The sequence below is a fragment of the Maribacter arcticus genome, from assembly GCF_900167935.1.
Taxonomy (GTDB): domain Bacteria; phylum Bacteroidota; class Bacteroidia; order Flavobacteriales; family Flavobacteriaceae; genus Maribacter; species Maribacter arcticus.
In genome coordinates, this window is record NZ_FUYL01000015.1 from 1 (window position 1) to 10,447 (window position 10,447).

Sequence of the window (10,447 nt, forward strand, 5' to 3'; positions counted from 1 at the left end):
GGAATCTTTTATTTCTATGTTCCTTTAATGCTTGTAAGCACAACAAGGCTTGCAAGGAAGTTTATGAGCGAATAGTGAATAAAGGAAAGAGTAAGAAGCTTGCATTGATTGCTGTAGCTAACAAACTACTCAAACAGTCTTTTGCTATTGCAAAATCTGGAAGACCATATGATGAAACTTACGTTTCAATATTGCCTAGATAAATAGAAGATAGATCGAATAAAAAAAGCTCAAAGAATCAAGTTATTGAATCTATGAGCCTGGAATAGTATTGTCTCAGATTAAGGAAGAATTTACTTGTTTTTTACCTCAGTTCTTTGTTGTGCTTTCGTTATTTAAACTTATATGTCTTTTGTTTTAATAAATTTGGTATTCGTTCCTCTGAAACTGACTTCAATGATATGTTGACCTTGTTTATTTTTATATAACTTAAAAATAGGTCCATTTCCTTTTATGAAATAATAGTCGTCTTTGTGCCAGTATAATTTCGTGTCAGGATTTTTTGAACTTTTCAATACTACCTTTTCGCTTTCCATAGATAGTGACAAAGTTGCTCCAAGTGCTTTAGCTTGATCTTTATAGTCTCCTAAAAAAGAGCTTATAATATCTTTTTCTGGTAATATAGCAAGTGGTTCTTTATAGGCTATCGGTGTCTTGCCTAATAAGGAATCTATTTTTTTATATAATTCAATGCTCTCAATACGATAGTCGTTTGCGGCGTATGAGATATTCTTTAAATCATTTATATATTTAATGGATTTGTTTTTAAGAAAAGAGTCTTTAAAAAAATACTCCATAGCCTCCTCTGGATATCTTCCTGCAATGTAGTCGGCAATTTTTGGGTTCGTCTTTAAATCTTCACTACCATCTATCATTGCGGTATTTTTAATATAGGTGTTATAATCATCGATATCATTTTGCATTTCAACATATAAGGTGTTAAAGTAAGGAAGTAAGCAATTATATTTTTCAGGTAAATTCTCTAGGTTATTCATAAATCGATCATAACCGCCCTTTTTATTGCTAAAAGAGACATAGTTGCCTGTAATTGGTAATGGGTAAGGGTTCTTTTTATACATCTCAAAAGTGATGGAATCATTCATTATTTTTTGGAATAGTGAATCTTTTTCTATGTAAGTATTGTAAATACGTTTAGCGTCTAAAATATCCGTTATTAAGTCTTGCTGTACTTGTGTTAAGATTGCTTTTATTTTAGTTTCATTTTGAGAAGCATTATACATACTGTTAATGCCTACTGCTATCAAAATTCCAATAACTACAAGTATTATTTCTCCAATTGCATAAGTCAGGTATTTCCCGAACTTATTTTCAGTCAGGGTTTTTTGTCTAATTTTTCTAAAGAATTTTATCATTAGTTAGTGATTGGTTATAATGAAGCACAACGTGTTCGTGTATGGTTAGTTGCGTGGTTTAGCGGTTAATTTAGCAAGTACAAACCAAGTTGGAAATTCCGCAGGAATTTCCAAAGTAGGCGAGAACAAGCAATTACTTATAGCCATTGTTGTGCTTTCGTTATTTTGACAATTCTTGATCAATTAATGAAATAAGCTTAATATCACCATCGATTTCTGATTCTAAATAGCCAACTCTTGCATTTAAAACATATCTAAAAGTACTAATTGATAGATAAGCTAACTTATATGATTCTGATTTTTCGTCAAGCAACCAAGGATTATTAATTAACTTGTTTGCCAAATCTTTGTTTGTAAACCTTACTTCTCTATATTTATTTTGTGGTCTCATATATCTAAATTTTATTGCTTCATTGAAAACAGATCTATAATCCACATTTTCTTTATCAACCCATTCCTGACGACCATCCATAAGAGCTTGTTGTTTTTGGATCTCAGCAATTAAGTCCTTGTTTTTTATTTTAAAAAGGATGCTCGTATTCATTCCTTCTTTTTGCACATCTCTTGTCATTCTGAACTGATTATACCAGAATAAATGGGGCCTCAAGATGGTTTCAATATTACCACTATCTATTCCATTGTCGAAACTATTTAAGGCACTATCAATAATTTCAATTTGCTCATAGAGTGGATAATTCTCCGTCTCATCCAACAAGTAATTTGCTCTAGTAGCATTAGTAGTATATTCAGTCTTGAGTCGTTTTAAATAGGCCGTAATTTCAGATTTTTCAATTTGAGAAGAGTTCATATTATTTATCGAGAGGGCAATTAAAATGCCTATAACAACAAGTATAATTTCTCCTACCGCATAAATCAGATATTTACTGAATTTATTTTCAATCAGCATTTTTTGACGAATGTTTCTAAAGAATTTTATCACAAGCGATTAGTTTCTCTAAATGTATGATTTTAAATTAAATGGGTGGAGCTTAAATAATGAAGCACAACGGTCTCGGCTATGAGTAGTTGCGTGGGTTAGAACTTAACTTTACAAGTACACACCAAACTGAAAATCCGTGAGAATTTTCAGAAGTAGGCGAGAACAAGCAATTACTTATAGCCATTGTTGTGCGTTGTCGTTTTTTTGTATTCAATGGACCTTAATCTTTTTTCCTACAAATAATATATGAATCTCCGTGCTTTTTAATTTTTTCATACTTATCCTTGGCAAGACCTTCATAATAATAAATAATTTCAAAATCAAGAAAACATTCACGAAGTCTGTTTTTCTCGATGTAGTATCTTATTTTACAACAGTCTTCCCTTTTTATAAACGTATTAGGTTCAATCATTCTTTCTGTGGAAACATAATCTTTAAATTCCGGATCTAGATAATTTCGTAATGACATAATGATAACACCTCCTTTTTTGACTGTCAATTTAAGTGTTACAAGCAACTTATCAAAATCATTCCGACTCATACAACAACCAACAAGTAGGCAGTTAATCACGTCATAATAATTTTGAGGATATTGAAAGTCTAATACATTAGTATTCAAAATTGAAACATTTGTAAGTGAGTTATCATCTATAAATGCTCGCAAACGCTCTAAATGTGTTTCGTTATTATCCAAAGCTGTAACTTGGAACCCTTTCTTTGCAAAGAACACAGTATCTGCTCCCTCACCACAACCAACATCAAGTAAGTTCTTCGCGTTATTCAAGTAGGGTAATGCTTTTTCTGCTAGGGGGTCAGGTTTAAAAGGGTCTTCAAATCCATACTTGTTTTTGAGGATGCTGTCTAAGTTGCTCATAATATGATTAAATTATTCCCTTTTATAATTTGTGAAATTGTACATCAACTTCAGGTTCGTAAAGTATCCAAGCCATGACGCACAACGTTTAGTATATGAAAAGTAGGTGATTTCGAAGCGCCAAACTTTCGGTTATGCACAAAGTTTGATACAAGCCAAAAGCCTTGATTTTACTAATATTTCGCCTATTTTTTATATACATGGTTAGCCTTTCGTTATTCCTTTTTTTAACCTGCGCTGTTGCTCACTGTAAGGAATTCCATCCATGATCCAATCTTGGGCTTCTTCCCCTTTGAGATAATGACCAAACCACCTTAGAATTTTCTGTTGATAATCAGATGCGTTCTTCTCTTCTCTAACGCCATGGCCTTCCTTAGCGTACACAAGTAAAACAAATTGCTTACCGGCCCTACGAGCAGCATTGTAGTACTCGATTCCTTGTCTCCAATTCACATTCATGTCATCGTCTCCAACTTCAAATAGAATCGGTGTATTCAAAGATTCAACATTCATTACAGATGAATTTCGAATGTAATTATCAGGTGATTGCCAGGGTGGACTTATCATTCGCTCTTGAGAGACTTCAAAATGATTATTTTCAGGAGACCCTCCAAATGATGGTGTTATTGCCAAATACATAGATATAAAATTAGTCAAACCAGCGCCCGCTACACTTGCTGCAAAAATGTCAGTTTGAGTAGGTACAAAGCCTGCTTGATAACCACCCCAAGAGTGCCCTATTAGACCAACTTTGGAAGGGTCAATATCACCCTTTTTTACTACAGCGGCGACAGCATTCTCTAGTGTCTTTGCAGAAGAAACCCCTGGATCTCCCGATATGAATTCAATGTCTGGTTTCAATACAAAATACTCCTGTTGTTGCCAGACCGTAGTGTTATAATAGTTAGTCTTAGACGGTACCGTATATCTATGAAAACCATCAGAAAGCTTTTCATATACATAAGTTATCATTGGATATTTCTTACCCTTTTGATAATTTGCTGGATAGTATAGAATTCCCTGAGCGCTTTTATTTTTAGCATTATTAAAATTTATAAGTTCAGCCTTACCCCAGGCATATTCATCTTGAAAAGAATTTGTATGTGAAACCTTTTTCGAAATTGAAAAATCCAAGTCAGTAATATTCAGATTTGGAGATTTGTCAAAAGACTGGGATTTATAAGTCAATAAATTAAGTTCTATATGAGGTTGATCTAATTCATAAATGCTAACATCATCGTAGATTAACTTCTTCAGTTTTTGACCAAGGATACCTTTAGAGAATCCTGATTTTTTAGATTTTTTTCCGCTCATTGAAAAGAACTGCTCTTTATCCAGATCAACGAATTCATCTTCATGATGGATAAACCTATGTCTGTAAATGATTTCATCTTCTTCTCCTGTAGTAATACGTTTTGAGAGATTTCCATTTACAAATCCTTGCCAAACATCAAATTCAGAATTGAATAGGAATGAACTTCCATCTTTACTCCAGGCTGAGAACCCTCCACTGAAAGGCGGTTTTTCCTCTACGGGGTAATCGTATGAATCACCTTGAATAAACTTAGCGTTTAAACTAGATGTAATATTAATAGATGATTCTTTTTCAATATCATATAGATGTAAATTATTATCTTCTATATAAATGAAATATTTACCATTAGGGCTGATCGGCGAAGTTCTTCTGATATCGGTTAGAACCTTTTTTTTCTCTCCGTTTTCAATATTGATAAGGTAGATATCGTTGCTTGGCCTACCAAACATAGCATCAAATGAATAAGGGGTCTGATCCATACCAATCATCATCTTATTGTTAACTTGTAAGCTAATATTTTCAACTAGTTCATTGCTTAAAGCTAGATTGCTGTTATCATCAACATGCCATCCATATAAGATGGGTTCTTCGGAGTCTTTATTAGCGTTTTTCTTTTGTTGAGTAATCATCAATTCATCCTTACTGTGCCATATTTCTAAGTCGGGGGCTTCATATTCATCAATTACTTTTGGGTTTTTATTATCTTCTTTCTCAGAGTTATCTTTCTTTTTTTCTTCAGTTTGTATCCAAGAAAAGGTCTCGAAGAATACCGTGTTTCCGTCGTTTGAAATCTTAATATTATCTGATAAGATTCTTCTAGCATCTGGGAATGATTCTATTTTATTAGGATCAAATATTGAGAAAATAGGATTCAATTTTGAGAAGCCCTTCCAATGAAGTAATTGGAAAGAATTCTCATCTGATCTTACTTGATTTATCGCCTTTATGGCAAATAAATAGTCAGCTTTTTCACCCCAGACTAAATGAGAATATATATGAGCCGACTGATCTAATACTTTTATGATTCCTTTACTGGGATTATATAATTGAATGCCGTTCGCTATTGAGTCTTTTGTTTCCACGATCATCGCTATAAGTTCTCCTTTTTTCTGCCATTCAAAGGACTTTATATTTCCAAAACTCATTTGTGATTGAGTTTTGAGGTCTTGTATTACGAGGGTGTTGACGCTATCATTTGTCCTTAGCATTGCCAGGTAGGAATCTTTCTCACTGAAGCTATATTTTATAACACCCTTTAGAAGCAAAGTGTCAGCGTTTGTTAAATTGACCAATACTTTATCGTTGGTTTCAGGCTTTTCTTTTTTCTCTTTCTTCTCTTTAGCCTTTTGTTCTTTACCGCTTAATACTTTTTCATAGACGAACCATCCACCAGTTTGAGAGAATTTTGCTTTAGCTGCATTTAGGTAAGCTCTTGTAGTTTTCTTATTAATATTATAGAGGAAAGTCGTTTTGTCGTTATTCACCTTGTCTATTTGATAGCTTGACCAATTACCATCTTTGGAGATTGCAGTCGTTCTCAGCAATTCCCATTTTTCATAATTGTCTGATGTAATAAACTTTTTCTTTTGGGCCTGTAAATTACTGACAAACAGCGTTATGATTAAAATAATCGATAAATTAAGAAATGGGTTTTTGGTTTTAGTTAGATTCATAAGCGTAACTAGGATTAATTTGAATATTAATATATATAGTTTTAATATTTGTTCATTGATTAGTCATAATGAAGGCTAACGCTTGAGCTAAGCGTAGTGCGGAGGCAAGGAAACTTTTCGTTTCCGTCTGAGCACGAAGCTAAAGCTTATTGTTTTGCTTTTTCTTTTTTGTTCCAAAGCTAAATCCATAAGATTTAGCGACTTTATAAATATACACAGACCTTTCGATTTTGCCCTAAAGTCCGCATTACGTTTAGGTTATGTTGTGCTTTCGTTATTTTATAGTTCTTTTATAAATCTCTAATATTTTTAGAATATTTTTGCTTGAAACCTCAAGGTTATTCATATGCGTTTTATTGTGCTTGCAAATAATAGCAATAGCCGCATAATCATTAAAATATTTGTTCCGATTTCTCCATATTTTTTCAAAAACATTAGCATTTGGGATTATTTTTAAATCTCCAATATTATTGAAATTTTCATAGGCTTCTTGCACAAATGGCTCGGTCCATTGTTCTCTAGCCCTTATATTCATACTCATTGGATATTGATTAAAATTATCCGCTACTTTCTTTATTGAATTATAATAATCAAAAAGTTTATCGATTAACTCCTTGTCTCTTATTAGTTTTAATTCTCCTGTTTGAATTAATTGTGTCCACGTAACAGGCTCTATATACCAAGAATTAATATCTCCTGCGCTCTTAAAGTCATTAATGTACTGCAATGAATCAACAACCCTTAAGTTATCAATTTGCCAAGTACTTATTACCCTTATTATTTTAGATTCTTTAAAATCGAATTGCCTTTTTATGTCTTTGAAATAAGATGTATCTTTCTCAACTTCTTTTATCAATCTATTAATATAAGCCTGTTCAATTCCTCTATTTTTAAGTTTTTGATTCCAATTATTAATAGATAGGGCAATCAAAATTCCTATCACAACCAATACAATTTCTCCAATGGCATACTTTAAATATTTGCCTGTTTTATTTTGTTCCATGAGGTTGTAGCGAATTTTTCTAAAGAATTTTATCATTAGTTAGTAGTTTGTCATAATGAAGCACAACGTCTGAGCTATGAACAGTACGTGAGCAAACTAGCGTTTGCTTGCCGTCACGCACGTAGCGAAATCTTTTGGTTTTGTTTTTTCTTTTTTGATGTCAAAGCGAAATCCCAAAGATTTCGCGACTTCATAAAAATACGCAAACCTTAGCGTTTAAGACCTAAGCCCGTATTGTTTATAGGTTTTGTTGTGCTTAGTGTTTTACCCGTCATGTGTGTCCAACTTCCAATCTTTATTCGGTCTGATTTTTCTCCAATCCCAATATTTAGAATACAATTCATCATGCAACATATCAGCATTTTCCGCTAAGTCTTCAGTTTTATCCACAAAGCTGATTTCGGTCCATTTACCCAATTTTTCGTCAGGGTCTGCAGTTCCATCAATCACATTTAGTAACTCAAATAAAACTCCAGCAGAGTTGTCTGCTAAAATTTTTCTGAGTGCACTTTTTAGGTTTGGGTCACTTTTTAGTTTTTCTAGAGACAAACTTTCTTTTTCAGTTAACCCACCATTTGGCGGATAAGTCAAAAAATCCGTATTGTTTCCTTTGTCCAATTCGTCCGCAATATATTCCGCATTTTCCTCAATTTTTTGTTGAAGAAACAGCATTAAAGTATTGATGTTATGTTCTGATAATTTCATTTTTCAACATTAAGCACAACGGTTGGGCTAAGGTTCGTTGCTGTGATTCGTCCAAAGGACAATCCAGCCGAACCTAAAGATAGATTTTTGCGCTGATTTCCGTTTGGGAAATCCGTAAGCAATGAATTTTAGGCTTTGTTGGCACAAGTTTTTATTTATCCTTATGTCTAAACTTAATTTGGCTCATGTATTTTAATATAAAATTGAATAGTACTGTCAATTTCATAAATTTTCATATTGTATTCCCCTTTAGGTTCATAAACCGGCATTTTAGCGAGTTGGGTGTCCGATAATTGGTTTTTAGGAGTTTCGAGAAGGATTGAATCTTTATAATTTTGGATAAAATCAATTTGTGGAATGGTTTTTTTCTTTTTAGTCCTTAAGCCTATTGCATATTGGGTATAGCTAATATCATCCCAATCTTTTTGAGATATTTCATAATCATTACTTAGAATATTGGAATTTTGAGAGTGAATTGTATAAATACCAAACAGGGTGAAAATGCTTAAGAATACTAATTTTTTCATAATATGATATTTTTAGAAAAAAAAGATACAAAATAACTATGCAATCATGATATTTTGCTTGCGTTTTGTGTGATTAGATTGCTTTTCATAATGATTTTATTTGAGTGTGAAGTCCATCTGCCCAAACTTCTTAAAAGTCCATTTACGCGATATTCTTCAATTCCATCTTCGTAATATTTTCAGTTTGTGATTATGTAACTTATAATTTGCTCCTTAAAATTAAAATTTTGCCACCTGCCAAAATTTGTGCCAACGTTTAAGCTATGGCAAGTAGGGCAGGCAAGGAAACTTTTCGTTTCCGTCTGCACATGTAGCCAAAGCTTTTTGTTTTGTTTTTATCTTTTCATTTTAAAAGCCAAATCCATAAGATTTGGCGGACTTAGTAAATAAACCCAAGCCTTTAAATTTAGCACTTTATGCCCTATTTGCTATAGGTATTGTTACAGCACGTATTTTTCTACGCAATCTCAATTAATATCATTTTCTCTATAATCCACTTGCCGTTTTCTTTTTTAATGAAAATCCGAAATCCTGTCCCGCATAATTTTCCGCAGCCAAATCCACTGTGCAGGATTCCATATGATTTGGTCGTATCGAATTGAATTCTTGAAAAACCGGTTGTTCCTGATAAATGGAAATCATATTCTTCGCTCCAGATTTCACTACCCGCTGGAAATTCAGACCGATATTTGAATTTTAGTTTTGGGTCTGCCTTGAGGCGGTTAAGTTTAATTTTATAATTTTTTGTTTGATTCGAAGTGTCTAAAATCAAATTTTTGTCTGAAAAGTACTTTAGTAGTTCTTCCCGTTCTTCTTTTTCCAACAATCTGGTACTATCATCAACAGCTATTACCAATCTCACGGAATCAGCCTTAAATTTCGCAAGTTTCATTTGCCATTCGGCCATTGTATTTTCCGCAACGATTGTATCATATCCGATTAAGTTTTCATTGCTATCGTAGATTGGTGTCGGAGGTGATGGTGGCCCGAGCCTAGTATCGTAATGGAGTTCGTCCATCAAAGCCGGGAATATTTCATAGGCGACCGATTGTTCAAATTCCAAATCCGTCCGCTTTTTTTCGCAGCTCGAATATAGCAGAAAGATTGAAATCATTACTAAAGCTTGTTTAAATCGCATATGTGCTGTAACGTTTTAGCTATGAACAGTACGGGAGCAAACTAGCATTTGCTTTCCGCCACGCACTAGCGAAATCTTTTTGTTTTGTTTTTTCTTTTCCTTGTTTAAAGCAAAATCCCAAAGATTTTGCGGACTTTATAAAAATACACAATCCATTCGTTTAAGAGCGAAGCCCGTATTGTTTATAGGTTGTGTTGTGCGTAGGTTTTTTATTCGTAAAATTTGTACAGGTCTATTATTTCAAACACATCTTTTTCTAGAGTTTCTTTTCCATTATAGTAAATATATCTCCACTTTGTTTCCGATGTGTCATTATTTATTTCAATTCGGTCTTTCGGTGTTATAATTCTAACCTTTCTTTTGTCCGTATGGATATAGTTTATTTTCAAGCTATCAATTACCTCGTGCATTTTTCCATTATACCATATTATGTCGTCTGCAACAGTATAAAAATCGTCTTCGCCATATTCTTTTTTCATTTCCGAAATTTGTACAGAGTCAGGCCAAATTCCAACAACTGTTTTTTCTGTTAGCTCGATTTCAAAGAATTCATCTTTCTCGTCCGTTTTACACGAAAAACATAAAATCAGAACTAAAATTATTGTTAAATTTCTCATTTTCTCAACTTACGCACAACGTCTCGTATATGAAAAGTAGCGCTGAAAATAAGCGATAACTTTTCAGATGATACACAAGCCGAATTTTTAAATTTTATTAATTATTTTATTTTTGGGAATTTGTCAAATTTAAAAATTTGGCGACTTTCCAAAAATGCCCGAACCTTTGTGTTAGCAATAACTTGCGCTATTTTTTATATACATCTTAAGTTTGATTCTCAGTAAATTGTTGATATAACTAGAAAGAACAAAAGAGAGAATTAAGGTTACTATATACGGTGA

At 33.0% G+C, this 10,447-nt stretch carries 9 protein-coding genes and 1 pseudogene; 1 reads left to right on the forward strand and 9 read right to left on the reverse strand.

The features are described 5' to 3' along the window. Window positions 1-203 (forward strand): annotated as a pseudogene (locus B5X55_RS19105) (IS110 family transposase); the annotation flags it as partial. A gap of 138 nt (window positions 204-341) precedes the next feature. Here B5X55_RS19105 and B5X55_RS18450 read toward each other — a convergent pair. The 9 genes from B5X55_RS18450 to B5X55_RS18490 form a co-directional block, all read right to left on the reverse strand. Next, window positions 342-1,373, reverse strand: a complete 1,032-nt coding sequence (locus B5X55_RS18450) for a DUF6090 family protein (protein WP_079514672.1) — start codon at window positions 1,371-1,373, stop codon at window positions 342-344. A 160-nt stretch (window positions 1,374-1,533) separates the two neighbouring features. Continuing rightward, window positions 1,534-2,313, reverse strand: a complete 780-nt coding sequence (locus tag B5X55_RS18455) for a DUF6090 family protein (protein ID WP_143814543.1) — start codon at window positions 2,311-2,313, stop codon at window positions 1,534-1,536. A 220-nt stretch (window positions 2,314-2,533) separates the two neighbouring features. Then, window positions 2,534-3,187, reverse strand: coding sequence for a class I SAM-dependent methyltransferase (locus tag B5X55_RS18460; protein WP_079514688.1), 654 nt, complete (start codon window positions 3,185-3,187; stop codon window positions 2,534-2,536). A 204-nt stretch (window positions 3,188-3,391) separates the two neighbouring features. Further along, window positions 3,392-6,175 (reverse strand): alpha/beta hydrolase family protein, encoded by a 2,784-nt coding sequence (locus B5X55_RS18465; protein ID WP_079514676.1) that lies wholly within the window; start codon window positions 6,173-6,175, stop codon window positions 3,392-3,394. Between the two features lie 274 nt (window positions 6,176-6,449). Then, on the reverse strand, window positions 6,450-7,214 hold the full coding sequence (locus B5X55_RS18470) for a DUF6090 family protein (RefSeq protein WP_079514678.1): 765 nt from the start codon (window positions 7,212-7,214) through the stop codon (window positions 6,450-6,452). Between the two features lie 228 nt (window positions 7,215-7,442). After that, window positions 7,443-7,883, reverse strand: coding sequence for a hypothetical protein (locus B5X55_RS18475; protein ID WP_079514680.1), 441 nt, complete (start codon window positions 7,881-7,883; stop codon window positions 7,443-7,445). Between the two features lie 173 nt (window positions 7,884-8,056). After that, complete coding sequence (locus B5X55_RS18480; protein WP_079514682.1) at window positions 8,057-8,410, reverse strand: hypothetical protein; 354 nt, start codon at window positions 8,408-8,410, stop codon at window positions 8,057-8,059. Window positions 8,411-8,867: 457 nt separating this feature from the next. Further along, entirely contained in the window at window positions 8,868-9,548 is a 681-nt protein-coding gene (locus B5X55_RS18485) for a hypothetical protein (RefSeq protein ID WP_234999795.1), read from the reverse strand. 209 nt (window positions 9,549-9,757) lie between these two features. Beyond that, the gene (locus B5X55_RS18490; RefSeq protein ID WP_079514686.1) at window positions 9,758-10,165 is read right to left on the reverse strand and encodes a hypothetical protein; all 408 of its coding nucleotides are present in this window, start codon (window positions 10,163-10,165) and stop codon (window positions 9,758-9,760) included. Window positions 10,166-10,447: the final 282 nt, after the last annotated feature.